This is a genomic window from Empedobacter sp. GD03797, from assembly GCF_029842105.1.
Classification (GTDB): Bacteria; Bacteroidota; Bacteroidia; order Flavobacteriales; family Weeksellaceae; genus Empedobacter; species Empedobacter falsenii_C.
In genome coordinates, this window is the sequence record NZ_JAOCFS010000007.1 from 53,036 (window position 1) to 79,655 (window position 26,620).

At 33.5% G+C, this 26,620-nt stretch carries 37 protein-coding genes; 4 read left to right on the forward strand and 33 right to left on the reverse strand.

What is annotated here, in order from left to right; genetic code table 11:
- Positions 1-41 precede the first annotated feature (41 nt).
- The 25 genes from rpsK to rplC form a co-directional block, all read right to left on the reverse strand.
- Positions 42-431, reverse strand: coding sequence for a 30S ribosomal protein S11 (gene rpsK, locus N5D90_RS07220; protein WP_019974178.1), 390 nt, complete (start codon positions 429-431; stop codon positions 42-44).
- Between the two features lie 11 nt (positions 432-442).
- Complete coding sequence (gene rpsM, locus N5D90_RS07225; RefSeq protein WP_038335547.1) at positions 443-820, reverse strand: 30S ribosomal protein S13; 378 nt, start codon at positions 818-820, stop codon at positions 443-445.
- A gap of 12 nt (positions 821-832) precedes the next feature.
- Positions 833-949 carry a type B 50S ribosomal protein L36 gene (gene ykgO, locus N5D90_RS07230; RefSeq protein ID WP_013598490.1) on the reverse strand — a complete coding sequence of 39 codons (117 nt, stop codon included), beginning with the start codon at positions 947-949 and terminating at the stop codon, positions 833-835.
- Between the two features lie 75 nt (positions 950-1,024).
- Entirely contained in the window at positions 1,025-1,240 is a 216-nt protein-coding gene (gene infA / locus N5D90_RS07235; protein WP_019974180.1) for a translation initiation factor IF-1, read from the reverse strand.
- A gap of 22 nt (positions 1,241-1,262) precedes the next feature.
- The gene (gene secY, locus N5D90_RS07240; RefSeq protein ID WP_038335544.1) at positions 1,263-2,633 is read right to left on the reverse strand and encodes a preprotein translocase subunit SecY; all 1,371 of its coding nucleotides are present in this window, start codon (positions 2,631-2,633) and stop codon (positions 1,263-1,265) included.
- Positions 2,634-2,648: 15 nt separating this feature from the next.
- The gene (gene rplO / locus N5D90_RS07245; protein ID WP_114999016.1) at positions 2,649-3,104 is read right to left on the reverse strand and encodes a 50S ribosomal protein L15; all 456 of its coding nucleotides are present in this window, start codon (positions 3,102-3,104) and stop codon (positions 2,649-2,651) included.
- A gap of 29 nt (positions 3,105-3,133) precedes the next feature.
- Complete coding sequence (gene rpmD / locus N5D90_RS07250; protein WP_135835261.1) at positions 3,134-3,313, reverse strand: 50S ribosomal protein L30; 180 nt, start codon at positions 3,311-3,313, stop codon at positions 3,134-3,136.
- An 11-nt stretch (positions 3,314-3,324) separates the two neighbouring features.
- On the reverse strand, positions 3,325-3,846 hold the full coding sequence (rpsE, locus tag N5D90_RS07255; protein ID WP_171623150.1) for a 30S ribosomal protein S5: 522 nt from the start codon (positions 3,844-3,846) through the stop codon (positions 3,325-3,327).
- Positions 3,847-3,862: 16 nt separating this feature from the next.
- Positions 3,863-4,216, reverse strand: a complete 354-nt coding sequence (gene rplR, locus N5D90_RS07260) for a 50S ribosomal protein L18 (protein WP_114999013.1) — start codon at positions 4,214-4,216, stop codon at positions 3,863-3,865.
- Between the two features lie 13 nt (positions 4,217-4,229).
- On the reverse strand, positions 4,230-4,775 hold the full coding sequence (gene rplF, locus N5D90_RS07265; RefSeq protein WP_171623149.1) for a 50S ribosomal protein L6: 546 nt from the start codon (positions 4,773-4,775) through the stop codon (positions 4,230-4,232).
- 22 nt (positions 4,776-4,797) lie between these two features.
- Positions 4,798-5,199 (reverse strand): 30S ribosomal protein S8, encoded by a 402-nt coding sequence (rpsH, locus tag N5D90_RS07270; RefSeq protein WP_135835489.1) that lies wholly within the window; start codon positions 5,197-5,199, stop codon positions 4,798-4,800.
- Positions 5,200-5,463: 264 nt separating this feature from the next.
- On the reverse strand, positions 5,464-5,733 hold the full coding sequence (gene rpsN, locus N5D90_RS07275) for a 30S ribosomal protein S14 (RefSeq protein WP_135835265.1): 270 nt from the start codon (positions 5,731-5,733) through the stop codon (positions 5,464-5,466).
- Positions 5,734-5,739: 6 nt separating this feature from the next.
- A complete protein-coding gene (rplE, locus tag N5D90_RS07280; RefSeq protein ID WP_188319624.1) occupies positions 5,740-6,303 on the reverse strand; it encodes a 50S ribosomal protein L5 in 564 nt (187 codons plus the stop codon).
- 1 nt (position 6,304) lies between these two features.
- Positions 6,305-6,619: a 50S ribosomal protein L24 gene (gene rplX, locus N5D90_RS07285; protein ID WP_171623147.1), complete on the reverse strand. Its 315-nt coding sequence runs from the start codon at positions 6,617-6,619 to the stop codon at positions 6,305-6,307.
- A gap of 9 nt (positions 6,620-6,628) precedes the next feature.
- Entirely contained in the window at positions 6,629-6,997 is a 369-nt protein-coding gene (rplN, locus tag N5D90_RS07290; protein WP_171623146.1) for a 50S ribosomal protein L14, read from the reverse strand.
- Between the two features lie 8 nt (positions 6,998-7,005).
- Positions 7,006-7,260 (reverse strand): 30S ribosomal protein S17, encoded by a 255-nt coding sequence (gene rpsQ / locus N5D90_RS07295; protein WP_019974197.1) that lies wholly within the window; start codon positions 7,258-7,260, stop codon positions 7,006-7,008.
- A 16-nt stretch (positions 7,261-7,276) separates the two neighbouring features.
- A complete protein-coding gene (gene rpmC / locus N5D90_RS07300) occupies positions 7,277-7,465 on the reverse strand; it encodes a 50S ribosomal protein L29 (RefSeq protein WP_038335494.1) in 189 nt (62 codons plus the stop codon).
- A 22-nt stretch (positions 7,466-7,487) separates the two neighbouring features.
- Complete coding sequence (rplP, locus tag N5D90_RS07305) at positions 7,488-7,907, reverse strand: 50S ribosomal protein L16 (RefSeq protein WP_038335490.1); 420 nt, start codon at positions 7,905-7,907, stop codon at positions 7,488-7,490.
- 36 nt (positions 7,908-7,943) lie between these two features.
- Positions 7,944-8,666 carry a 30S ribosomal protein S3 gene (gene rpsC / locus N5D90_RS07310; protein ID WP_135835269.1) on the reverse strand — a complete coding sequence of 241 codons (723 nt, stop codon included), beginning with the start codon at positions 8,664-8,666 and terminating at the stop codon, positions 7,944-7,946.
- 4 nt (positions 8,667-8,670) lie between these two features.
- Entirely contained in the window at positions 8,671-9,087 is a 417-nt protein-coding gene (gene rplV, locus N5D90_RS07315) for a 50S ribosomal protein L22 (RefSeq protein WP_019974201.1), read from the reverse strand.
- Positions 9,088-9,096: 9 nt separating this feature from the next.
- On the reverse strand, positions 9,097-9,375 hold the full coding sequence (gene rpsS / locus N5D90_RS07320; protein WP_019974202.1) for a 30S ribosomal protein S19: 279 nt from the start codon (positions 9,373-9,375) through the stop codon (positions 9,097-9,099).
- Positions 9,376-9,378: 3 nt separating this feature from the next.
- Entirely contained in the window at positions 9,379-10,203 is an 825-nt protein-coding gene (rplB, locus tag N5D90_RS07325) for a 50S ribosomal protein L2 (RefSeq protein WP_038335472.1), read from the reverse strand.
- A gap of 15 nt (positions 10,204-10,218) precedes the next feature.
- Positions 10,219-10,503: a 50S ribosomal protein L23 gene (gene rplW, locus N5D90_RS07330; RefSeq protein ID WP_280062039.1), complete on the reverse strand. Its 285-nt coding sequence runs from the start codon at positions 10,501-10,503 to the stop codon at positions 10,219-10,221.
- 10 nt (positions 10,504-10,513) lie between these two features.
- Positions 10,514-11,143 carry a 50S ribosomal protein L4 gene (gene rplD, locus N5D90_RS07335; protein WP_038335460.1) on the reverse strand — a complete coding sequence of 210 codons (630 nt, stop codon included), beginning with the start codon at positions 11,141-11,143 and terminating at the stop codon, positions 10,514-10,516.
- A complete protein-coding gene (gene rplC / locus N5D90_RS07340) occupies positions 11,134-11,763 on the reverse strand; it encodes a 50S ribosomal protein L3 (RefSeq protein ID WP_026357390.1) in 630 nt (209 codons plus the stop codon). Before rplC ends, rplD begins: the two co-directional genes overlap by 10 nt.
- 239 nt (positions 11,764-12,002) lie before the next feature.
- Between rplC and N5D90_RS07345 the strand changes: the two genes are divergently transcribed.
- Positions 12,003-14,087 carry a WG repeat-containing protein gene (locus N5D90_RS07345; protein ID WP_280062040.1) on the forward strand — a complete coding sequence of 695 codons (2,085 nt, stop codon included), beginning with the start codon at positions 12,003-12,005 and terminating at the stop codon, positions 14,085-14,087.
- A gap of 60 nt (positions 14,088-14,147) precedes the next feature.
- Here N5D90_RS07345 and rpsJ read toward each other — a convergent pair whose 3' ends face one another.
- The 5 genes from rpsJ to N5D90_RS07370 all read right to left on the reverse strand — a co-directional run bounded on the left by rpsJ (position 14,148) and on the right by N5D90_RS07370 (position 19,934).
- Positions 14,148-14,453 (reverse strand): 30S ribosomal protein S10, encoded by a 306-nt coding sequence (gene rpsJ / locus N5D90_RS07350; RefSeq protein ID WP_019974208.1) that lies wholly within the window; start codon positions 14,451-14,453, stop codon positions 14,148-14,150.
- 10 nt (positions 14,454-14,463) lie between these two features.
- Positions 14,464-16,587, reverse strand: a complete 2,124-nt coding sequence (gene fusA / locus N5D90_RS07355; protein ID WP_180905902.1) for an elongation factor G — start codon at positions 16,585-16,587, stop codon at positions 14,464-14,466.
- Positions 16,588-16,593: 6 nt separating this feature from the next.
- On the reverse strand, positions 16,594-17,070 hold the full coding sequence (rpsG, locus tag N5D90_RS07360; protein WP_019974210.1) for a 30S ribosomal protein S7: 477 nt from the start codon (positions 17,068-17,070) through the stop codon (positions 16,594-16,596).
- 12 nt (positions 17,071-17,082) lie between these two features.
- Positions 17,083-17,466, reverse strand: coding sequence for a 30S ribosomal protein S12 (rpsL, locus tag N5D90_RS07365; protein ID WP_019974211.1), 384 nt, complete (start codon positions 17,464-17,466; stop codon positions 17,083-17,085).
- A 239-nt stretch (positions 17,467-17,705) separates the two neighbouring features.
- Positions 17,706-19,934, reverse strand: a complete 2,229-nt coding sequence (locus tag N5D90_RS07370; RefSeq protein ID WP_280062041.1) for a PAS domain-containing sensor histidine kinase — start codon at positions 19,932-19,934, stop codon at positions 17,706-17,708.
- Positions 19,935-20,141: 207 nt separating this feature from the next.
- Between N5D90_RS07370 and N5D90_RS07375 the strand changes: the two genes are divergently transcribed.
- From N5D90_RS07375 to N5D90_RS07385, 3 genes are all read left to right on the forward strand, one after another.
- Entirely contained in the window at positions 20,142-20,786 is a 645-nt protein-coding gene (locus N5D90_RS07375) for a DUF47 domain-containing protein (RefSeq protein ID WP_019974212.1), read from the forward strand.
- A 22-nt stretch (positions 20,787-20,808) separates the two neighbouring features.
- Positions 20,809-21,915: an inorganic phosphate transporter gene (locus N5D90_RS07380; RefSeq protein WP_280051340.1), complete on the forward strand. Its 1,107-nt coding sequence runs from the start codon at positions 20,809-20,811 to the stop codon at positions 21,913-21,915.
- Between the two features lie 114 nt (positions 21,916-22,029).
- Positions 22,030-23,127, forward strand: coding sequence for an inorganic phosphate transporter (locus tag N5D90_RS07385; RefSeq protein WP_114999000.1), 1,098 nt, complete (start codon positions 22,030-22,032; stop codon positions 23,125-23,127).
- An 82-nt stretch (positions 23,128-23,209) separates the two neighbouring features.
- Here the strand turns inward: N5D90_RS07385 and N5D90_RS07390 are convergent, their stop codons facing one another.
- The 3 genes from N5D90_RS07390 to N5D90_RS07400 are packed head-to-tail and all read right to left on the reverse strand — an operon-like array spanning position 23,210 to position 26,619.
- A complete protein-coding gene (locus tag N5D90_RS07390) occupies positions 23,210-24,925 on the reverse strand; it encodes a phospho-sugar mutase (protein ID WP_280062042.1) in 1,716 nt (571 codons plus the stop codon).
- A gap of 9 nt (positions 24,926-24,934) precedes the next feature.
- Complete coding sequence (locus N5D90_RS07395) at positions 24,935-25,639, reverse strand: GIN domain-containing protein (RefSeq protein WP_280062043.1); 705 nt, start codon at positions 25,637-25,639, stop codon at positions 24,935-24,937.
- Positions 25,640-25,656: 17 nt separating this feature from the next.
- Positions 25,657-26,619: a glycosyltransferase family 2 protein gene (locus N5D90_RS07400; RefSeq protein ID WP_038335424.1), complete on the reverse strand. Its 963-nt coding sequence runs from the start codon at positions 26,617-26,619 to the stop codon at positions 25,657-25,659.
- Between the last annotated feature and the right edge of the window lies 1 nt (position 26,620).

Below are 26,620 nucleotides of genomic sequence, written 5' to 3' on the forward strand. Positions count from 1 at the left end.
TTACTATTAAATATATTAAATAATTAAATTGAGAAAAATGATTATACTCTTCTCTTTTTAGGTGGACGACATCCATTGTGTGGTAATGGAGTAACATCAACGATTTCAGAAACCTCGATACCACCGTTATGAATTGTTCTAATAGCAGATTCACGACCTTGACCTGGTCCTTTCACGAATACTTTTACTCTTCTTAATCCTGCTTCGTATGCAACTGTTGTTGCATCTTGTGCAGCTACTTGAGCAGCGTAAGGAGTGTTCTTTTTAGATCCACGGAATCCCATTTTACCTGCTGAAGACCAAGAGATAACTTCACCGTTTTTGTTTGTTAAAGTAACGATAACGTTGTTAAACGATGCTTGAATATGAGCTTGTCCAGTAGCTTCAATAACTACTTTTCTTTTCTTTACTACTTTCTGATTTTTTGCCATGATCCTATTTATTATTTAGTGGCTTTTTTCTTGTTAGCAACTGTTTTCTTTTTACCTTTTCTTGTACGTGAGTTATTTTTTGTTCTTTGACCACGTAATGGTAAACCTAATCTGTGACGAATACCTCTTTGACATCCGATATCCATTAAACGTTTGATGTTTAATTGGATTTCTGATCTTAATTCACCTTCTACTTTGAAAGTTTCATTGATCGATGCACGGATTGCGTTGATTTCTTCATCAGTCCATTCGCTAACTTTTGTATCTTCTGAAATATTATTTTCAGCTAAGATTTTAGAAGCACTGCTTCTTCCGATCCCGTAAATGTATGTAAGTCCGATTACCCCTCTTTTGTTTTTAGGTAAATCTACACCTGAAATTCTTGCCATAATTCTAAATAATTAACCTTGTCTTTGTTTAAACTTAGGATTCTTTTTGTTGATCACATACAAACGTCCTTTACGACGCACAATTTTACAGTCAGCACTTCTCTTTTTAATGGATGCTCTAATTTTCATCTTTGTAAATTTATTTATAATCCGATAGAGTTAACGTATCTACATTAACTCTATCACCAGTCGTTATTATTTCTTTTAGTATCTGTAAGATATTCTACCTTTCGTTAAATCGTAAGGAGACATCTCTATTTTAACTCTATCACCTGGTAATAATTTGATATAGTGCATACGCATTTTACCAGATATGTTACATGTTACAACATGTCCATTTTCTAATTCGACACGGAACATTGCATTGGATAATGCTTCTGTAATCGTACCGTCTTGTTCAATATGTTTTTGTTTAGCCATAAATCTTTTTAATAAAATCTTATTAGATATCTCTTGAAGTTCTACCTGAAGACATTAAACCATCGTAACGGTGATTTAATAAATATGTATTAATTTGTTGTACAGTATCTAAGATAACTCCCACCATAATTAACATTGATGTACCTCCAAAGAACATTGCTAAGCTCTGTTCTACACCTAATAATTTTACAATCGCTGGCAAAACAGCAAGCAAAGTTAGTAAAATTGCTCCAGGTAACGTAATTTTTGATAAAATTTCGTCTAAAAAATTTGCAGTTTCTTTTCCAGGGCGGATTCCAGGGATGATTCCTCCGTTACGTTTTAAGTCTTCAGCCATTTGGTTTACTGGGATTGTGATCGCAGTATAGAAATAGGTGAAGATAATAATTAATAATCCGAAGATCAAATTGTATTCCCACGTAAATGGATCTGCCATTTTCGCGAAGAATGCTTTTACTGGACTTCCTTCGTCTAGAAAATAGTTTGCCAATGTTCCTGGTAAAAACATAATTGCTTGCGCGAAGATAATAGGCATTACACCTGCTGCATTAACTTTAAGTGGAATATATGAGCGTACAGAGTCTGTAACTGATCTCATATATGAGCTACTTGAAGTTTGCGCTCTTCTTACATATTGTACTGGTACTTTACGCACCGCTGCAACAATCATAATACACATTGCAATAACTAGGATTAACCCTAACATTTCTATCAAGAAGAAAATACCGTTTGAAGGGTCTACTTCAAATGCATTAAATATTGCTTTTGGTAAGTCGGCTAGGATACCAACCATAATTAAGATTGAAATACCGTTACCTATACCTTTGTCAGTAATTTTTTCTCCCATCCACATGGCAAAGATTGTCCCTGTAATCAAAATGATTGTTGAAGGGAACCAGAACCAAAAGTTGGTTGGAGGAATTACATAGATAGCATATGATGAAGTTGGATCGTAAGGTAAAATTTGAGAAGTTACCAATGTAAGGTATGCTGGTGCTTGCACCAAACAAATCCCGATTGTCAACCATCTCGTAATTTGATTTACTTTGTTACGTCCGCTTTCTCCTTCTTTTTGTAGTTTTTGGATGTAAGGTACTGCTAATCCCATCAATTGTATAACAATCGAAGCAGAGATATAAGGCATAATTCCTAACGCAAATACGGAAGCTCTCTTAAAAGAACCTCCGGTAAAAGAGTTTAATAATCCTAAAATTCCTGAATTTGCATTTTCTTGGTCTGCAACAAAACGATTAACCTCGTTAATATCGACACCTGGAAGTGGAATATGAGAACCGAATCTATAAACCAACAATAGAAGGATAGTTACAAGTAACTTATCCTTCAATTCTTTTATGCTCCAGATATTTTTTATGGTCTGTATAAACCCTTTCATCTATAAAATATATTCTTAAGCGTTAACTAATTCTACTTTACCTCCTGCATTCACAATAGCTTCTTGAGCTGTTTGAGTGAATTTATCAGCAGTAACATTAACAGTTGCTTTTAACTCTCCACGACCTAAAATTTTCACTAAGTCATTTTTGTGAGCTAATCCTAACTGAACTAATGTTTCTTTATTTAAAGTATCTGTAATTTTGTTGTTATCAACTAATTGTTGAATTGTATCTAAATTGATTCCAGTGTACTCAACTCTGTTGATGTTTTTGAAACCAAATTTAGGTAAACGTCTTTGTAAAGGCATTTGTCCACCTTCGAAACCGATTTTTCTTGAATAACCAGAACGAGATTTAGCACCTTTGTGTCCACGACCTGCTGTCAAACCGTTTCCACTACCTTCACCTCTACCTTTACGGAATTTATTTTGTACTGAACCAGCAGCTGGTTTTAAATTACTTAAATTCATTTTTAATAATTTTTAAAAGGTTAAAGCGATTAAGCTCTTTCTACTACTACTAAGTGTGAGATTTTACGAATCATTCCTTCGATTTGAGGAGTTGATTCGTGCTCTACTACTTGATTCAACTTTCTTAAACCTAAAGCAACTAATGTAGCTTTTTGAGATTTATCACGGTTGATTGCACTACGTGTTTGTTTTACTCTTACTTTGCTCATTTTACTTTTTTTTATCCGTTGAACACTTTAGTTACAGAAATACCTCTTTGACGTGCAATAGTTTCTACAGAACGTAAGCTTAATAAAGCGCTGAATGTAGCTTTTACTGCATTGTGAGGGTTAGAAGAACCTTTTGATTTTGATAATACATCATGTACACCAACTGATTCTAATACCGCACGTACTGTACCACCTGCAATTACTCCTGTACCTTTTGCTGCTGGACGTATGAATACTTGTGCACCACCGAAACGAGCTTCTTGAGCGTGAGGAATTGTATTGTTAAATAATGGGATACGTACTAAGTTTTTCTTAGCATCTTCGATAGCTTTAGCGATTGCAGATGCTACGTCTTTAGATTTCCCTAATCCGTAACCTACTACTCCGTTTCCGTCACCTACTACTACGATTGCTGAGAAACCAAATGCTCTACCTCCTTTTGTTACTTTAGTAACACGTTGTACTCCAACTAAACGATCTTTTAAATCTAAACCTGTTGGTTTTACTCTTTCTACGTTTTTAAATCCTAACATAATTTCTTTCTCTTTTTTAGAATTTTAATCCACCTTCTCTAGCACCGTCTGCTAAAGCTTTGATTCTACCATGATACACGAAACCGTTACGATCAAAAACGACAGTTTCAATTCCTTTTGCGATAGCTTTTGCAGCTAAAGCTTTACCAACTGATACAGAAACTTCAGATTTTGTACCTTCTACAGCAACACCTTTTTCACGAGATGATGCAGAAGCTAAAGTTACTCCATTGTTATCGTCAATAATTTGAGCGTAAATTTCTTTGTTAGAACGGTAAACTGACAAACGAGGTTTAGTTTCTGTTCCAAAAATATTTCGACGCACGCGTCTTTTTATTTTTTGTCTTTTTTCTACTTTAGATAATGCCATTTTTCAATGATTTTTATGCAGATTTACCTGCTTTTCTTCTAATAATTTCTCCTACGAACTTAATTCCTTTTCCTTTGTAAGGCTCTGGCTTACGGTAAGAACGGATTTTAGCTACAACCATTCCTAATAATTGATTATCATGTGATGATAATGTAATAATAGGGCTTTTACCTTTCTCTGTTAAAGTTTCAACTTTAACTTCTGTTGGTAATTCGATAATGATGTTGTGAGAGAAACCTAATGACAAATCTAATTTTTGTCCTTGGTTAGAAGCTCTATACCCAACCCCAACTAATTCTAATTGTTTTTTGAAACCTTCAGTAACACCGATAATCATGTTATTGATTAATGCACGGTACAAACCATGTAAAGCTTTGTTATCTTTAGAATCATTTGGACGAACTACAGTTAAAACTCCGTCTTCGATAGTTACATCAAATCCTTCGTTTAACTCTCTTGTCATTGTAATGTTGTTACCTTTAACCGTAACTACGTTATCTTTAAATTCAACAGTCGCTGCTGCAGGAATGTTGATATGTGCGTGTCCTATTCTTGACATAATTTCTTAATTTTTTAAAAGATTAATAAACAAAACATAAAACTTCACCACCTACATTCTCTTGACGAGCTTGTTTATCTGTCATAACTCCTTTAGAAGTTGAAATAATAGCAACACCTAATCCGTTTAAAACACGAGGTAATTCTTTAGATCCTGCGTATTGACGTAAACCTGGAGTAGATGCTCTTTTTATTTTACGGATAGCTGGCTCTTTAGTTACTTTGTCGTACTTTAAAGCGATTTTGATTGTTCCTTGAGGTTTGTCTTGTCCTTCGAATTTGTAGTTCAAGATGTAACCTTGTTCAAATAAGATCTTAGTGATCTCTTTTTTAATTTTAGATGCAGGGATTTCCACTACTTTGTGTCCTGCCATCATTGCATTTCTAACGCGTGTTAGAAAATCTGAAATTGGGTCTGTATACATAATATAATTCTATAGTATAGCGCTGTTGCACTACTTTTAAAATTAAAGTTTCACCAAAATGCACTATGCATTTGGGTTGCAAATATATTGCATATTTTTTAATTACAAACTATTTATCTCAATAATTTATTTTTAATCCATTAAGGCATAAGCGAAACCTTGTTATAGTGTTATTAAAAATATTTCTTATAAAGGAATTGATTAAAAAAAAATCCTTACTCAATAAAAGAGTAAGGATTTAATATTTCTAAAGCGTTTGGTAGATTACCAAGATGCTTTTTTAACACCTGGGATTAACCCTTCGTTTGCCATTTCACGGAATGTAACACGAGAGATCCCGAAAGTTCTCATGTATCCTTTTGGACGACCTGTTAATTTACAACGGTTGTGTAAACGTACAGGAGAAGCGTTTTTAGGTAATTTTTGTAATGCTTCGTAGTCACCAGCTTCTAATAAAGCTTGACGTTTCGCAGCATACTTAGCAACTAATGCTTGTCTTTTGCGCTCACGCGCTTTCATTGATTCTTTAGCCATGACTTCTTATTTTTCTTTTGTAAATGGTAATCCGAATTTAGCTAATAAAGCTTTCGCTTCTTTATCTGTATTCGCTGAAGTTACAAAGGTAATATCTAAACCTTGAATTTTCTTGATTTTATCAATATTAATTTCTGGGAAGATAATTTGCTCTTTGATACCTAAGTTATAGTTACCTCTACCGTCGAAACCTGTAGAAGAAATACCGTTAAAATCACGTACACGAGGTAAAGCTGCAGATACTAAACGATCTAAGAATTCGTACATTTTCTCACCACGTAAAGTTACACGAGCACCAATTGGCATTCCTTTACGTAATTTGAAAGCTGCTTCGTCTTTCTTAGAAATTGTTCCTACTGCTTTTTGACCTGTGATTAATTCTAACTCTTCGATAGCGTAATCAACGATTTTTTTGTCAGCTGTAGCAGCACCTAAACCTTGAGATAAAACAATTTTCTCTAATTTAGGAACTTGCATAATAGATTTGTATCCGAACTCTTCTTTAAGAGCAGCTACAATCTCTTCTTTATATTTAACCTGCGGACGAGGTGTGTATGTTGTTGTACTCATCTTAGATAGCTTTTCCTGATTTTTTAGCAATTCTTACTTTTTTCCCTCCTTCTTCTTTGATCGCTACTTTCGTTGCTTTCCCAGTTTCTGGATCTACTAAAGCCAATTTACATAAATAGATTTGAGCTTCTTTTTCAACAACTCCACCTTGTGGATTTTGTGCGCTTGGCTTTACACGTTTTTTTGCAATATTAACCCCTTCAACGATAGCTTTAGCTTTGTCAGGGAATACGCGTAACACAGTACCAGTTTGTCCTTTTGAAGAACCTGATAATACGACTACTTTGTCTCCTTTTTTAATTTTTAACTTTGCCATGTTGTTCTATTATAATACCTCTGGGGCTAATGATACAATTTTCATATATTCTTTATCACGTAACTCACGAGCAACTGGACCGAATACACGAGTTCCACGCATTTCTCCTTGAGTGTTCAATAATACACATGCATTATCGTCGAAACGGATATATGAACCGTCTTTTCTACGAACTTCTTTTTTAGTTCTAACTACAACAGCTTTTGATACAGCACCTTTTTTAACGTTTCCTGCAGGTGTAGCTTCCTTGATTGCAACTACGATTTTGTCACCTACTGATGCGTATCTTTTTTTAGTACCACCTAAAACGCGGATTACTAATGCTTCACGAGCTCCTGTGTTATCTGCAACTTTTAATCTAGATTCTTGTTGTAACATAACTTATATTATTTAGCTCTTTCAATGATTTCTACTAATCTCCATCTTTTGTTTTTAGACAAAGGACGAGTCTCCATGATACGCACTGTGTCACCTTCGTTACACTCGTTATTTTCGTCGTGCGCTGTATATTTCTTCGTTTTTAAAACGAATTTCCCATAGAATGGGTGCTTTTGCTTCTTAGTTTCAGCTACAACAATGGTTTTTTCCATTTTGTTTGATGTAACTAAACCTACTCTTTCTTTTCTTAATTTTCTTTCCATCAGTTACAGATTACTGTTATGATTGTTTTTCGTTTAACACGGTATTCAAACGAGCAATTGTTCTGCGTAAGTCTCTAATACCGATTGGATTTGCTACAGGAGAAACAGCGTTTGTCAATTTTAATTGATCGTAGTTCGCTTGTTCTTCAGCTATTTTAGCTTGTAACTCCTCAACACTTAGATTTCTAATATCTGCTGCTTTCATTTTTTCTTAATTTTTGAAATTATTAATTTTGGAAATCACGTGCAACGATAAACTTAGTCTTAACAGGTAACTTCTGAGCTGCTAAACGCAATGCTTCAGTTGCAACCTCTACTGGCACACCTCCTACTTCGAATAAGATACGACCTGGTTGTACAGGAGCTACCCAATATTCTGGTGCACCTTTACCTTTACCCATACGTACCTCTGCTGGTTTCTTAGTAATTGGTTTATCTGGAAATATTTTAATCCATAATTGACCCTCTCTCTTCATGAAACGAGTTGCAGCAATACGAGCTGCCTCGATTTGACGTGCTGTAATAAACGCTTCGTCTAAAGATTTGATCCCGAAAGTCCCGTAAGCTAATTGAGTTCCTCTGTGAGAAACACCTTTCATCTTACCTTTTTGGGTTTTTCTAAACTTTACTCTTCTCGGTGATAACATATCTACTTAATTCTTTATGTTAGTTGTTAAACTAAATTATCGCTTTCTATTATTAGATCTTTCACCTCCTTTTCTGTTGTTTTCAGATTTTTTTTGTTTTTTCTGTAATCCAACTAATGGAGATAATTCTCTCTTACCATATACCTCACCTTTCATGATCCATACTTTGATCCCTAAACGACCGTAAGTTGTATGAGCTTCTGAAATGTGGTAATCAATGTCTGCACGGAATGTAGACAAAGGAATACGTCCTTCTTTATAAGTTTCAGAACGTGCCATCTCTGCACCGTTTAAACGACCAGAGATTTGAACTTTGATTCCTTCTGCGTTCATTCTCATTGCTGATTGAATTGCCATTTTAATAGCACGACGGTAAGAAATACGATTCTCAATTTGACGAGCGATACTATCCCCTACTAAGATTGCATCTAATTCTGGTCTCTTAATTTCGAAGATGTTAATTTGAACCTCTTTACCAGTGATTTTCTTTAACTCTTCTTTTAATTTGTCAACTTCTTGTCCACCTTTACCAATAATGATACCTGGACGAGCAGTAGTTACAGTAACTGTAACCAATTTTAAAGTACGATCGATGTAAATACGAGAAACTCCGGCTTTAGACAAACGTGCTCTTAAATAAGTACGAATTTTTGCATCTTCTGCAATTTTATCACCGTAATCATTTCCACCGTACCAGTTAGAATCCCATCCTCTGATGATTCCTAAACGATTTCCGATTGGATTAGTTTTTTGTCCCATATTCTTAATCTTGTACTTTTTGTTTATCTTCTTTAGTTCCTAAAACCAAAGTTACATGGTTTGAACGTTTTCTGATTCTATGTGCTCTACCTTGAGGTGCAGTACGAATTCTTTTTAATTGACGTGCACTATCAACAGAGATTTCTTTTACATATAATCCAGCTTCTTCAACATCAGCTCCTTCGTTTTTGATTTGCCAGTTAGCGATAGCGCTTAATAACAATTTCTCTAAACGGATTGAAGCGTGGTTTTTAGTATATTTTAAAATACCTAAAGCTTTTTGAATTTCAACTCCACGGATAATATCTACTACTAATCTCATCTTACGAGGAGAAGTAGGAACATTATTTAATTTCGCAAAAGCTACCTGCTTGTTAGCTTCTTTGATTCTTTCGTTACTTAATCTTTTTCTAGATCCCATGGCCCTTTACTATTTTTTTCCTTTGTTTTTAGCTCCGGCATGACCTCTAAAAGTACGTGTAGGAGCGAACTCACCTAATTTATGACCTACCATGTTCTCAGTAACATAAACAGGAATAAATTGCTTTCCGTTGTGTACTGCGATTGTTTGACCAACAAAATCAGGAGAAATCATTGATGCTCTTGACCATGTTTTGATCACGTTTTTGCTACCGCTTTCTACGTTAGCAAGAACTTTCTTTTCTAATTTATAGTGGATGAATGGTCCTTTTTTTAATGAACGTGCCATAAATTATTTTTTTCTTCTTTCAACAATATATTTGTTAGACGCTTTCTTCTTGTCACGAGTTTTGTAACCTTTCGCTGGAATACCGTTACGAGAACGAGGGATACCTCCTGTCGCACGACCTTCACCACCACCCATTGGGTGATCTACAGGGTTCATAACCATTGGACGAGTTCTTGGACGACGACCTTGCCATCTAGAACGACCAGCTTTACCAGAAACTTCTAACTGATGGTCTGTGTTAGAAACAACACCTACTGTTGCTTTACACTCCACTAAAATCATTCTTGATTCACCACTTGGTAACTTAACGATAGCATATTTACCATCACGCGCAACTAATTGAGCATAAGTACCTGCACTTCTTGCCATAACTGCTCCTTGCCCTGGACGTAACTCAATACAAGAGATTACTGTACCTAATGGCATGTTTTTAAGCTTCATAGCATTACCTACTTCTGGTTCTACATTTTCACCTGAAACAATTACTTGTCCAGCTTTCAAACCATTTTGAGCAATAATGTAACGTTTTTCACCATCTTCGTAAGATAATAAAGCGATGAATGCAGTTCTGTTTGGATCGTATTGTACAGATTCTACAGTTGCAGCACCTTCTTTATCACGTTTGAAGTCGATGATACGATATTTTTGTTTGTGTCCACCACCGATATAACGCATTGTCATTTTACCAGTGTTGTTACGTCCACCCGATTTAGATTTTCCTTCAACTAATGTCTTTTCTGGCTTAGCATTTTTATCTACTGCCGCAAATTCATTAACCACTCTAAAACGTTGTCCCGGGGTGATAGGTTTTAATTTTCTTACTGACATTTTTTAATTCTTAAATTATCCGAACAACTCTATTTCTTGACCTTCAGCTAAGCTAACGATCGCTTTTTTCAACTTATTTGTTTTTCCAGTTTGAAAACCTGTTTTTGTGTAACGAGTTTTTACTTTTGGAGCAGATACTAAAGTACTAACAGAAACTACAGATACACCGTAAGTTTTTTCTACAGCTTCTTTAATTTCAATTTTGTTAGCTTTTGTGTCTACATAAAACGAATATTGCCCTAACAACTCACTGTTATTAGTTGCTTTTTCTGAAATTACTGGTTTAATTATGATTCCCATTTTCTTCGTCTTATTTTGTTAAATTTTCTTGAACTGTTGCTAAAGAACCTTCTAAAAATACGATTTGAGAAGCATTGATTAAATCAAATACATTTAATTCCTCAGTTGTAACAACTTTAACTTTTTGTAAGTTACGAGAAGATAAATATACATTGCTATTAGATTCACCTAATACGAATAATGATTTTGTGTTCTCTAATCCTAAATCAGTTAAAACAGTTTTGAACTCTTTAGTTCTTGGTGCTTCGAAAGAAAAGTTTTCAACAACTTTGATTTCATTCTCAGCTAATTTTTGTGATAAAACTGATTTTTTAGCTAATCTCTTTTGTGCTTTGTTTAATTTGAAAGAGTAGTTTCTTGGACGTGGTCCGAAAACTCTACCTCCTCCTCTAAACACTGGAGATTTGATAGAACCAGCACGAGCTGTACCTGTTCCTTTTTGCTTTTTGATTTTACGAGTTGATCCCGCAATCTCAGCTCTTTCTTTTGCTTTGTGCGTTCCTTGGCGTTGAGCTGCTAAATATTGTTTAACTTCTAAGTACACTGTGTGTGTAGAAGGCTCAATTCCGAAAACTGCCTCGTCTAAAGATACTGTTCTTCCAGTTTCTTGACCTTTGATGTTTAATACTACTACTTCCATCTTCTAACGATTACGTATGAATTTTTAGGACCTGGGATAGCACCTTTAACAATTAAAAGATTTTTCTCAGTATCCACTTTAAGTACTTTTAAGTTCTGAACAGTAACTTGTTTACCACCCATTCTTCCAGCCATACGCATTCCTTTGAATACACGAGATGGATCTGAACCAGCACCGATAGAACCTGGAGCTCTTAAACGGTTATGTTGACCGTGTGTAGCTTGACCTACCCCACCGAAACCATGACGTTTAACAACACCTTGGAAACCTTTTCCTTTTGAAGTACCTGTAACACTTACAAATTCTCCTTCGTTGAATAACTCAACGTTAACTTCTCCTCCTAGAGTTAAAGAGTTTACGAATTCTTCTCCGTAAAACTCAACTAACTTTCTCTTTGGAGTAGTTCCTGCTTTTTTAAAGTGACCTTTTAAAGCATTAGTCGTGTTTTTTTCTTTTGCGTCATCGAAACCAAGTTGAGCAGCAACGTACCCATCTTTCTCTACGGTTCTGACTTGAGTAACCACACATGGCCCAGCCTCTACGATTGTCACAGGAATATTTTTCCCGTTCTCATCAAATAAGCTAGTCATCGCGATTTTTTTACCAATGATACCTGACATTTGATTAAAATATGTTAATAATTTGTTTAATATTTCAGAGAATGTGGACTTTCGACCACTAGAGATCTTCTCTAAAATTAGCATGCAAATGTATGAATTAATTTGTAAACAACAAACTTTCAATTGATTATTTTTTAATCATTTATTGACAATAAAAAATCCTTATATTAAAATATCATACTAATTAGTAAATAATCTTTAACTTAGGATATTACAATTAACCAAATACGTATACAAATATGAATAAAATTTACTTATGCAGTATTCTTACTACTGTTACTATAGCTTATACTTTTGCACAAGTCCCAGAAGGAACAGAAGGCATAGGACGAGGAGAAGGTAGAGAAGGAGCACCTAAACCAACACTTTCTCAATTAGACTACCCTAAAAATACGTATCAAAATCAATCAGATATTATTGTAATATCTAACAAAAACAATAAAAAGGGTGTAAATAAACTTGGAAAAGAAATTGTCAAACCTATTTATGATGAAATTACAATTTCATCACTGCAACATTTTATTGTTAAGAAAGATAATAAATATGGCTTACTAGATAAAGACGCAAAAATTATTATCCCTGTTGATAAGGAAAATATCAAAACTTTAGGAAAAGAAAATATTTTCGTTATCAAAAACTTTGATCAAACTATGGGTTTATATTTTGCAAATGAAAAAAATTTAACTCCATTTATATACCAATCTGTCAAAGAAATTCATTATGGTGCTAATATATTAATTAAACAAAATAATAAATACGGGTTAATGAATACTAAAGGAGAACTGATCGTCCCTATTATTTTTGATAATATAAATGAAAAAATCGGTAACTCTTATGTTATAAAAAAAGATAATAAATATGGTTTGTTAAACATGGAGAACAACAACTTTTCTACTCCTACAATTTATGATGAAATAAAACCATTAGACTCTGCTATTAGTTTTGGTTTAGCAACTGTTAGTCTTAATGAAAAATATGGAATAATTTCATCGTATTCGAAGAACACATTAATTCCAGTAAAATATGATTACATATATGCACCTATTTATAACAAACCCCTAATCATAACAATTCTTGACAAAAAAGTTGGAGTTTACAATATTAATGGAAAAGAAATCTCAGCCCCTCTTTATGATGAATTAAAAACATTTAAATACTACGATAGATTTAATGGAACACCAATTGCGTACTTCCTAAAAAAAGATAATTTATATAGTTTTTTAACGAATGACGCACAGATAGTGAATAAAGATCAATTCACGAAACTTAACTTAATACATGACACAAGTAATGATTTAAATATTCCAAGCTCTTCTAGACGCTACATTCTTGTAAAAAATAAACATAATTTAGCTGGTTTATTCGATTTTGTAAATGGAAAATTAATTGTTCCAACTGAATATGACGAAATAACCCAACAATATTATGGAAGAGATACAATCAATACGATTAACTACATCGCAAAAAAGAAAAATACTTTCGGAATTTTAAATAATCGAAACGAAACAGTTATTCCTTTTGATTATTCTTACCTATCATTTGACAATATTGATGACAAAGAGCAATTTGTAGCAGCAAGAAAATCAAAATTTGGTGTCATAAATCTTAAGAACGAAATCATTATTCCATTTTCTTATAAAGATTTAAAAAAGATCAGTTATAATAATTTATACAAAGCAAAAAAAGATAAATTGTATCAAATTATCAATCAAAACAATAAGCCAATAAATCCAGATTTTTTTGATGAAGTTACAGAATTTGAAAAAACTTACCGATCTATAAGAGAATATAAGTCTCATGATCCCGAATATATTGCGTTAACATTCAGAGATGGAAAAATGAGAGTTATTAACCACTCGGGAGAATTTATAACTTCACCTATTGAAATGAAACCTCACAACGGCTACAAACGTTTTGAAGATTTAAAAATAGGATTAATAAGCGCATTGAATAATCCTGATGAAAAAGAATTGAGAGAATTTGTAGAAAAAATTTCTCCATCAGAACATATCATTTTCTTCCTCGATCAATATCCAAACAGTCTCGCTAATTTAAATTTAAATATCGAACAAATAAAGGAAGAAACATTTCAAAATTTATTATTTCTGAAACATAACTCAAATAATAAAAATTATGAAATACTATTTAAAGATTTTGATTTAACTGAATTTAATTCAAATACAGGTTTTCAGATGAATTACAGAATTAATGATCCATCCTATGGAAATGAAAATTATCTTGAAAAATTATTACGAAAATCAATCAAAGTAAATGGTTATTGGATAAGTACTTATTTTATGCATATAATTGGAAAAAATTTTTAATAAAAAAAAACCCTGAGATGTGCACGTCTCAGGGTTTATATTTATTTAAAATACAGCTAACTATACTTTAATTTCTACTTCAACACCACTAGGTAATTCTAACTTCATTAAAGCATCAACTGTTTTAGATGAAGAAGAATAAATGTCTAATAATCTTTTGTGAGCTGATAATTGAAATTGCTCACGAGATTTTTTGTTAACGTGTGGAGATCTTAAAACTGTAAAGATTCTTTTGTGAGTTGGTAATGGAATTGGTCCATTAACAACAGCTCCTGTAGCTTTTACAGTTTTTACGATTTTTTCAGCTGATTTATCAACTAAAGAATAATCGTAAGATTTTAATTTTATTCTAATTTTTTGACTCATTTTTCTTGAATTAAGCGTTACCTTTTGCTTTAGCGATTACAGCTTCAGACACGTTTGTTGGTGCTGGAGCGTAGTGATCGAATTCCATTGTAGATGTAGCACGACCAGAAGATAATGTACGTAATGAAGTTACATATCCGAACATTTCTGCTAATGGAACCATAGCTTTAATAACTTTAGCGTTATTTCTATCATCCATTCCTGATACTTGACCACGACGACGGTTTAAGTCACCTACAATGTCACCCATGTTTTCTTCTGGAGTTAAAACCTCTAACTTCATGATAGGCTCTAAAATTTGAGCACCAGCAGCTTTTGCAGCAGCTTTGTAACCCATTTGAGCAGCTAACTCGAAAGATAATTGGTCAGAATCCACAGGGTGGAAAGATCCATCTTTTAAAGTAACTTTTAACGAATCCATTTCGAATCCTGCTAAAGGTCCATTCTTCATTGCAGCTTTGAAACCTTTCTCAATAGAAGGGATAAATTCTTTTGGAACGTTACCACCTTTAATTTCTGAAACGAATTCTAAACCTACTTTTCCTTCATCTGCTGGTCCCATTTCGAAAACGATATCAGCAAATTTACCACGACCACCTGATTGTTTTTTGTAAACCTCACGGTGATTAGCTGGACGAGAGAATGATTCTTTGTACTCTACTTGAGGCTCTCCTTGGTTAACCTCTACTTTAAATTCACGTTTTAAACGGTCAACGATGATATCTAAGTGTAACTCACCCATACCAGAAATAACTGTTTGACCAGAAGCCTCATCAGTTTTTACTTGGAATGTTGGATCTTCTTCAGCTAATTTAGCTAAAGCCATACCTAATTTATCAACGTCAGCTTTCGTTTTAGGCTCAACTGCGATACCAATTACTGGATCTGGGAAGTCCATAGACTCTAATACGATAGGTGCTTTTTCATCACATAAAGTATCTCCTGTTTTAATATCTTTGAAACCTACTGCAGCTCCAATATCACCTGCTTCGATTCTCTCGATAGGCTCTTGTTTGTTCGCGTGCATTTGGAAGATACGAGAAATACGTTCTTTGTTACCAGAACGAGTATTTAACACGTAAGATCCAGCGTCTAATCCACCTGAATAAGCACGGAAGAATGCTAAACGACCTACGAATGGGTCAGTAGCAATTTTAAATGCTAATGCTGCGAATGGCTCATCAACTGAAGGCTTTCTTGTGATAGGCTCGTCAGTTTTTGGGTCAGTTCCTGGGATCGCTTCTTTATCACTTGGTGATGGTAAGTAACGACATACAGCATCTAACATGAATTGTACACCTTTGTTTTTGAACGAAGATCCACAAGTCATTGGGATGATAGACATGTCTAATGTTGCAGCACGTAATGCAGCGTGAACTTCTTCTTCAGTAATAGAGTTTTCGTCCTCCATGTACTTCTCTAATAAGTTCTCATCATACGCAGCTACTTCTTCAATTAATTGACCACGGAATTGTCTTACATCGTCAACCATATCAGCTGGGATTTCAACAACATCAAATGTAGAACCATGATTCTCATCATGCCATACAATTGCACGATTTTTAATTAAATCTACAACTCCTTTAAAGTCTGCTTCGTCACCGATTGGTAATACAATAGGAACAGCGTTTGATCCTAACATTTCACGTACTTGACGACATACATTTAAGAAGTCAGCTCCTTGACGGTCCATTTTGTTAACGAAACCTAAACGAGGAACTTTATAGTTATCTGCTAAACGCCAGTTTGTTTCAGACTGAGGTTCAACTCCATCTACTGCTGAGAATAAGAAAACTAAACCATCTAAAACACGTAAAGAACGGTTTACCTCTACTGTAAAGTCAACGTGACCAGGAGTGTCGATAATATTAAAGTGGTATCCTTTAGCGTCTGGTAATGGTTTACCTTGTTCTGTTGGGAATGTCCAATCTACTGTTACAGCTGCAGAAGTAATTGTAATACCTCTTTCAGCCTCTTGCTCCATCCAGTCAGTTGTAGCTGATCCTTCGTGAGTTTCTCCAATTTTGTGATTCTTACCTGAATAGAATAAGATACGCTCTGTCGTTGTAGTTTTTCCTGCATCGATGTGAGCAGCAATACCAATGTTTCTTGTGTATTTTAAATCTCTTGCCATCGTGTATTAGAATCTAAAGTGAGAGAATGCTTTGTTAGCTTCTGCCATTTTGTGAGTATCTTGACGTTTTTTAACGGCAGATCCTTCTTCTTTAGCAGCTGCAATAATTTCTCCAGCTAATTTTTGAGCCATCGATTTCTCGTTTCTGTTACGAGAATATTTGATTAACCATTTCATTGCTGTTGAAATTTTACGGTCTGGACGAATTTCCATTGGAATTTGGAATGTAGCTCCACCAACACGGCGAGAACGTACTTCTACGTGAGGCATTACATTAGATAATGCTTCTTTCCAAATGTCTAATGAAGTTTTTTCTGCATCTTCTTTACGAGAATCTACGATTTCTAACGCATCATAGAAAATTTTGAATGCTACAGATTTTTTTCCGTCGTACATTAAGTTGTTTACGAAACGAGTTACTAACTGATCATTAAATTTAGGATCTGGAAGTAAAGGTCTTTTTTTAGCTCTTGTCTTTCTCATCTTACCTTAAATTTATTTTTTAGCATCTTTAGGACGTTTCGCTCCATACTTACTTCTACGTTGAGTACGTCCGTTTACTCCCGCAGTATCTAACGCTCCACGTACAATGTGGTAACGCACACCTGGTAAATCTTTAACTCTACCTCCTCTAACCAATACTATCGAGTGCTCTTGAAGATTATGACCTTCACCACCGATGTACGCGTTAACTTCTTTCCCGTTTGTTAATCTAACACGAGCAACTTTACGCATTGCTGAGTTAGGTTTCTTAGGAGTTGTAGTGTAAACACGTGTACAAACACCGCGGCGTTGTGGACATGATTCCAATGCAGCCGATTTACTCTTCTTGGTTAGTTTTTTTCTACCTTTTCTAACTAATTGTTGAATTGTTGGCATACTAATTAAATTTCCTTTTAAATTTGGATTAAACCCATTTTTTGGGCATGCAAAACTACAAAATATTCTAGCAAAAAAAAATATTTAGACATTTATTTTGCATTGATTTATAAAATTTTATAATTCGCTAAGTATTTTTTTACAGTATTTTAATATGGAAGAAAGATTTCACCAAGAAAATCAATAATGGTAAAATCTTTTATTTGAAAAATGATAATAATCGTGAATAATTGAAAAAATTATTTGAGAATTGGTAACTCAAAACAGAAAGTAGAGCCTTTATGTAATTCTGATTTGACATAGATTTGACCATTACTTTTATTTATGATTTCAGCACAAATAAACAATCCCAATCCCAAACCATTAATTCCTTGTTCATATTCGCTACCTACTCTGAAATATTGATCAAAAACTTGGTGAATTTTATTTTGAGGAATTCCAAAACCGTTATCTTTTATTGAAACTTTTGCAGAACCATCAATCAACTCTAAATTTACTTCTACTTCTTTTGCATTTGGCGAATATTTCACTGCATTATTAATAAGATTACTCAAAACTTGCCCTATTCTATCTTTATCACCACGTATATATCCAGCACTTTCTTTAGTCAAAATAATTGTATGTGTTTTTGTAGACATTTGCTGCTCTTCTACAATTTCAGCAACCAAATCTTCCATCAAAAAAATAGAATCTTGTAAAACCATTCGTCCACTTTGGATTTTGGTAACATCTAACAAGTCTGAAATCAACTTATTCAGTTTATTGATTTGAGTTTCCATTTTCTTAACAACTTCAGCATTTTTTTCATCTCCCTGTTTCCGAAGATTTATTTCTACAGATTGTGCATACAATTTTAAACTTGTCAAAGGCGTTTTCAGTTCATGACTAGCTATTCCAATAAAATCGTCTTTTTGTTTCTGTAATTGTTTAAAATCATCAATATCTGTACAAGTACCAATCCAAAGTTCGGTTTCGTCATTATCATTACAAACTCTTTTTCCGCGTGCTAAATACCATTTGCTGATATTGGTAATTGGATTCACTAATTGATATTCTATCTCATAAGTAGAATTTTGATGAACTGCATCCATCCAGCTATTTCTAACTTTATCAAGAAAATTCGGATGCATTAAACTCCAAAAACTTTTGTCAGGATCAGTATCAACTCCTAAACCGAAAGCATCGTACCAATTTTTATTAAAATATGTTACAACACCATCTTCATCTGAAGTCCAAACAAATTGAGGCATAAAATCTGCTAAAATTTTGAATCGCTTTTCGTTAGCTTCTAATTTATTTTTATATTCAATTTCATTGGTAACATCATAGCCTAATGTCAAAATATATTCTACCTTATCTTCTTCATCTTTGATTGGTTGCAAAATATAATTGATATATTTTGTATCACCATTTCTATCCGAAAACTGATGCCCTCTTTTTTCAATTTGCACACCTGTTTTATAAACTAATTGTAATTCTTTGTAAATAGGACGATCTTTTATATATGAAACCGTATCTTCTACAATAGAATCTATTTTGATATCGTGCCCCCAAATTTTATTCGATAATTTATTTGATAATCTATATCTAAAACTTTCTCCTTCTAAAACATTTATCGAAACGGGTACATGATCCAAAAAAGCTTTTAATAAATTCTCACTTTTTTTAAGTTTTTCTCGAGTTTCTATCGAATCTGTAATATCAATAGATGAAACTATAATAGCACTAACCTCTCCATTATTATTCAATTTTGGACGAAGTAGCAAATGCAAAAACTTAGTATAAAGAACGTTATTATAAAAATAATCTACTTTAAATTCTTTTTCTTCTTGTTCTTTTTTCTCTTCAAATACCCGGTGATATAATTGAATTACGTTCTCAGTTTCCAATTCTGGCAAAACATCAAAAAATCTATTTCCGGAAATAGCGTTTCCTCTTCCCAAAAAGTCTATCATTTTTTGATTAGCCACTTCAATAATTGGATCAATTCCTGTAAGAACAATAGTAGACGTTAAAGAATTAGAAACGATGTAATCAAAATTTGTAAGCGTATTCATCAATCGGTTCTCGTAATAATTTTGTTGAATAATCTCCATTACAACAACAGAAACACTTTCTACACAATTATTTTCTTGATTAATAACAGATGAAACAACAAACTCCAAAAAATTACATTTTTCTCTATCTCCATGTTTTACATTTACAACCTTTACTTCTTTCGAGACATCATTACAATCATAAGCTTTTGTAATCATTGTATAAATTTCATGAAACTGGTCATTTTCAAAAATTGATTTTGCATTAATCTCAATTTCATCATTTTGCAAGCCTAAAAAAATATTGAAATTTGAATTTGCATAAGATAATAACAATTCATCACCAAAAAATTGAGCGAAACCTATAGGACTTTGATCCACAAAACTTGTAGATAGAATATGAGATTTATATTGAGGACGTAGAGGTTTCATTCGATAATAATAGACTGTTATAAAATTACCTATTTTTAATTAATAAAACAATAAACATTAAATATTAATCATTTTATATCGAGTGAAAAAAAACTTAATTTTAAGCAATTAAAATTGAAAAGATTATCAAGTTTATTTCGTGTAAACATTTATTTAATGTTAATTTTACATTAGAAAAATTAATTTTGCACTTCAAAACATTATTAAATGTCGGTAAACTCATTTTTTAAATTATTTACTCCAAAGGATAAAGTATTCTATCCTTTGTTCGAGGAGGCTTCAAAAAGTTTAATCAAATTAGCTGAATTGTTACACGAATGTGTAAACGCACCAGTTGAGGAACGCGAAGATTACATCGCTCAAATTTCTAAAATCGAAAGTAAAATTGAATATCTTACTCAAAAAACAAATTTAGAGTTAAGTAAAAACTTTATCACGCCTTTTGACAGAGAAGATATTTATCAATTAGTAAAATCTATCGATTATGTTGCAGATAATTTAAATGGTGCAGCGAATCGTATCAATATTTATCAAGTAGATAAAATTACAAAATCTATCCGCAAAATTACAGCTGTTAACTTAGAGGCTTGTCAATTAATCGGTGAAGGAATTGAGCAATTGAAAGATTTGAGAAATGTAAATCGTATTTACGAAATATGTGAACGAATCAATAAATTAGAAAATAAATCGGATCGTATTTTTGATAAAGCGGTTCAAGAAATTTTCGAGAACGAAACTGATGCCAAAAACATCATCAAATACAAGGAAGTTTTATCTTCATTAGAATCTGCAACAGATAAGTGTAAAAGTGTTGCAAATGTATTGGAAGCAGTAGCGGTAAAACACTCATAACCATAACTTAATCTAAAAGATTATGACAGAATTTTTTTCAGCGTTTTCGAGCATGCTTACGTCAACGCCAGGAATCCTATTGATTACTATTATCGTCTTAGCTTTTGTTTTTGATTATATAAATGGTTTTCACGATGCGGCAAATTCTATCGCTACCATTGTCGCTACTAAGGTTTTAACACCTTTTCAGGCTGTACTTTGGGCAGCAGCATTCAACTTTGCAGCTTACTTTATTTCGGTCTATTGGATTGGAGAATTTAAGATTGGTAATACGATTGCAAAATCGGTTAACGAGCATTTTATTACACTAGAAGTAATATTAGCTGGAATTATCGCTGCCATTTCTTGGAACTTATTAACATGGAAGTTTGGTATTCCCTCTTCTTCTTCTCATACATTAATTGGTGGTTTTATTGGAGCAGCATTAGCTCACGCTGGTGGTTTTTCTGCCGGTGGAGAAGATGTAATTGTTTACAAAAAAGTAATTCCAATTGTTTGCTTTATCGTATTAGCGCCATTAATTGGTATGATTATCGCCTCGATATTAACCATCATCACGCTGCATATTTGTAAAAGAGCCAAACCTGCAAAAGCAGAATGGTGGTTCAAAAAATTACAATTAGTTTCTTCTGCCCTTTTCTCTTTAGGACACGGTATGAATGATGCGCAAAAGGTAATGGGTATTATTGGAGCTGCGGTTATCTTCTATCACATGAATGTCGATTTTGACCCAGCTTATGTACAAGCGGAAGATAAATTCCAATATTTCGTAGCGCATTGGATGTGGGTTCCTATTACATCGTTTGTTGTTATCGCATTAGGTACAATGGGTGGTGGATGGAAAATCATCAAAACAATGGGTTCTAAAATTACAAAAGTAACACCATTAGAAGGTGTAGTTGCTGAAACTTCAGGAGCAATGACGCTTTATATTTCTGAGCATTTCGGAATTCCAGTTTCTACAACGCATACAATTACAGGTTCTATTATTGGTGTAGGTTTAACGAAACGTGTATCTGCAGTTCGTTGGGGAGTAACAATTAGTTTACTTTGGGCTTGGGTTCTTACCATTCCAGTCTCAGCATTATTAGCTGCATTAATCTACTACATCGTAACATTATTTGTTTAAAAATAACAATCAATATCATTCATATTTAGGAGCTTTTATAAGCTCCTTTTTTATTTTTGAAATAATTTTCGAAATTGATAAATAATAAGTTTAATAAAGTTTTAAATTTGCGCCATGCAATTAACTGTATTATTTATCATTATCGGTTTAGCCATTTTATTTGATTTCTTAAATGGTTTTCACGATGCCGCAAACTCTATTGCAACCGTTGTTACTACAAAGGTTTTGACTCCTATTCAAGCTGTTATCTGGGCTGCATTCTTCAATTTTGTTGCTTTTTTCATTGCTAAATTTATCATTGGAGAATTCGGAGTTGCAGACACAATCGCTAAAATTATCAAAGAAGATGTTGTTGTCGCATTTGGCTCTAATCCATCTGTAGTTGTTATGGCGGCGCTTTCTGCAGCAATCACTTGGAATATTTTAACTTGGAAATTAGGAATCCCTTCCTCTTCATCTCACACATTGATTGGAGGATTAGCTGGAGGTGCATTAGCTGCGACAGGTTATGATTTTTCTGCAATTAACAGTACAATTATCTTAACGATTATCGCTTTCATTTTAGTCGCGCCAATTATTGGTTTAGTCGCTGGTAATGTTATTTACATCATCACCCTGAATCTTTGTCGAAATGCAAAACCACATAAAGCAGATGCTTGGTTCAAGAAATTACAATTGGTTTCTTCTGCAATGCTAAGTATTGGTCATGGTTTAAATGATTCTCAAAAAGTAATGGGAGTAATAACTTTTGCTTTACTTGCCAATCAAACTGCGATTGTTAATACGGATATGAATGATTGGATTTTGAATGATGTTTTCAACTGGAAACATTGGTTCATCACAACAAGTAGTACTGATATTCACGATTGGGTTCCGATTATGTGTTTCTCGGCAATTGCTTTAGGAACTTTAGGTGGCGGAATGAAAATCTTAAAAACGATGGGAAATAAAATTACAAAAATTACTCCTATCGAAGGTTTCACAGCGCAAACAGCCTCAGCTATTACATTATTTTTTACAGAACATATCAAAATGCCAGTTTCTACAACGCACGTGATCACGGGATCTATTATTGGTGTTGGAATGGTAAAAAGAGTTTCTGCAGTTCGTTGGGGAGTTACAATTAGTTTATTATGGGCTTGGATTTTGACAATTCCAGTTTCTGCACTTATTGCAACAGGATTTTATTATCTATTTTCAATGTTTTTCTAACATTAAAATTTAATCATATAAAAAAATGGCTGTCGAAATTGACAGCCATTTTTTATTTATTATACTATTTATTCTTGAATGATTATTTGCTAAAATCTTCTTTCAACAAATCGATTTTCGCTAACAACGCTTGTTGAACATCTGGATAATCTTCTTTGTTAGAAAGTGGAGCATTTACAGAGAAATAATATTTAATCTTTGGTTCTGTTCCAGAAGGTCGACAAGCTACTTTACTTCCATCCTCTGTATAGAAAATCAATACATTTGACTTAGGTATTTCAATCGCTTTTTCTTCACCAGAAATTAAATCTTTGTCGATAGAAGATTGAAAATCTTTCACACGAATAACTTTAGATCCTGCTAATTCTTTTGGAGGATTTGATCTAAATTCCACCATCATTTTAGCTATTAACTCTGCACCTTCTTTTCCAGGTTTTACAATACTAATTAAATCTTCTTGATATGCTTTTCCTATTTCAAGATAGATTTCCATTAATTTATTGTACAATGAACTTCCGTTTGCTTTTTGTACAGCAGCAATTTCAGAAACCAATAAAGCTGTTGTAACAGAATCTTTATCGCGGATAAAATCTCCAACCATAAATCCGAATGATTCTTCTCCTCCTCCAACAAAACTTTCTTTGCCTTCGAATTTGCGAATCATATCAGCAATCCATTTGAAACCTGTTAATCCAACTTTACAATCCACATTAAATTTCGCAGCAATATCATAGAAAATATCAGACGTCACGATTGTCGATCCGATAAATTCTTTTCCAACTAATTTACCTGCTTCTTGCCATTTTTCTAATAAATAATAAGCCAAAACAGTGTTCATTTGGTTACCATTCAATAGAACAATTTTGCCTTCGTTGTTACGCGTTGCAACACCCACACGATCCGCATCAGGATCAGTTCCAATCACAACATCAGCACCAATTTCATTCGCTAAAGCAACAGCCATAGTCAACGCTTCTGGTTCTTCTGGATTTGGCGATTTTACTGTTGGAAAATCTCCACTTGGAATTGCTTGTTCAGCAACTTGATAAACTTGTGTAAAACCAGCTTTTTCAAAAGCTTTTGGCGTAATTGCAACTGCAGTTCCGTGAATAGAAGTGAAAACAATTTTTATATCTTCTTTACCTTCTTGCGTAAAACTTCCATTCGCTACACAAGCATCAATAAAAGCTTCATCAATTTCTTTTCCGATATATGTCAACAATGCATCGTTTCCTTGAAATTTGATTTCTTCAACTTTTACATTATTTACTTCGTTGATAATTTCTCCATCTTGCGGTGGAACAATTTGCGCTCCATCATTCCAATAAACTTTGTAACCATTATAAATTGGAGGATTATGAGAAGCTGTCAACACAATTCCAGCATCACAACCTAAATGACGAACTGTAAAAGACAATTCTGGCGTTGGACGAAAAGATTCGAACAAATAAACATTAATTCCATTCGCAGTCAAAACATCTGCAACCATTTTTGCAAACGTATCCGAATTGTGGCGAACATCGTACGCAATCGCAACTTTTTTCTCTTTATTCGGAAATTGTTGATTTATATAATTTGCTAAACCTTGTGTTGCTGCACCAAGTGTATATTTGTTTAAACGATTTGTTCCAACTCCCATTATACCACGCATTCCTCCTGTTCCAAACTCAAGGTTTTTATAAAAAGAATCGTCTAATTCGGTTGGATTATTATCAATTAAATCTTGAACAGCCTTTCTTGTTTCCGCATCATAAGCGTCAGAAAGCCATAATTTAGCATTATCTAAACTTGAAGTCATTCTTATTTTTTATTTTTTTAGTACTTGGGCACGGTCAGCAATTTTTGTGTCCTTATTTGGATCGCCCATAAAATTAACGATTGAATTTCCTTTTGCAGAACCATAAAGCGTTTGGCGCGCATTGATATCTAACAAAGCATTATCATCAGTTGTGAAATTAGCTTCGTTGACTTCGTATTTGAACAAATTCAATTGTGCTTCGCCATAAGCTTTCACTTTCATAGTTCCAGCAGTTCCTTCTAACATAATATTTGATTGATCATCTGCTTTCAAATCAAAGTTGTTTGTAATCAAAAAAGTTTGATTAATTCTCGCTTGATCTTTCGCATTCATTGTCAATTCATCCACATTCAATGTTCCAGAAGTTGTCAAAGAAGTTTGTTTATTCACATCGATTTTTTCTAAATCACGCGTCACATAAACATACAAATCATAGGCACTATAATGGTCTACATTTGATTTTTCTTTGATTGTAACCGCATTATTTTTTGCTTCAACTTCTAAATTGTCAATAATATTTTGATGCGATTCTACTTTAACTCCAGATTTATTTCCCGGAACCAAAATAACATTACAGTTACACGAAACGCTCAAATCTTTAATATTGTCAGCAGTATATTCTTTTTGAGCCGTTGCAGCGCCTTCCCCATCTATTGATGATGAACACGAAGTTACAACTAAACCTAAAAATCCTAATAAAATTATTTTCTTCATAGTAGTTGGTTATTTGATTAGTTTAAATTCAATTCTTTTTGAACTAAATACAATTGTTTTTCACGATTATTACGAACAATTAACTCGCCCAAAAATCCCGCCAAAAATAATTGCGTTCCCAAAATCATAAAAACTAACGAGATATAAAAATAAGGACTATCTGTAATTAATCTGGCTGATGTATGCGAAATATAAACTTTATACAATTTCTCGATTCCTAAATAAAATGAAGCGAAAAATCCTAAAATAAACATCAATGTTCCCAATAAACCGAAAATATGCATTGGTTTATTCCCAAATCTTGATGCAAAGAAAAGTGTAATCAAGTCTAAGAAACCATTTACAAAACGATTTGCTCCAAATTTTGACACACCATATTTACGCGCTTGATGTTTTACTTTTTTCTCTATAATTCTCGAATATCCAGCGTTTTTCGCTAAAACAGGAATATAGCGGTGCATATCTCCATACAATTCGATATTTTGCGTTACCTCCCAACGATAAGCTTTCAAACCACAATTAAAATCGTGCAATTTTACACCAGACGTTTTACGTGCAACACCATTGAATAATTTCGAAGGAAGATTTTTTGTCAATTTATTATCTTGACGATTTTCTTTCCAACCCGAAACAATATCTGCTTTTTGGTTTTTCAGCATTTTGTATAACGACGGAATTTCCTCAGGAAAATCTTGCAAATCTGCATCCATAGTAATCACAACATCACCTTTCACTTCTTTGAAAGCTGCGCTAAGTGCTGGAGATTTACCATAATTTTTACGGAATTTAATTCCTTTCACTTCTGTATTGAAGTTGGCAATATATTCGATAATTTGCCACGAATCATCTGTACTTCCGTCATCAACGAAAATAACTTCGAATGTAAAATCATTCTGTTCACAGACTTTTTTGATTCTGTAGAATAATTCCTCTAAGGAATCTTGTTCGTTCAATAAAGGAACAACAACTGAAATATCCATA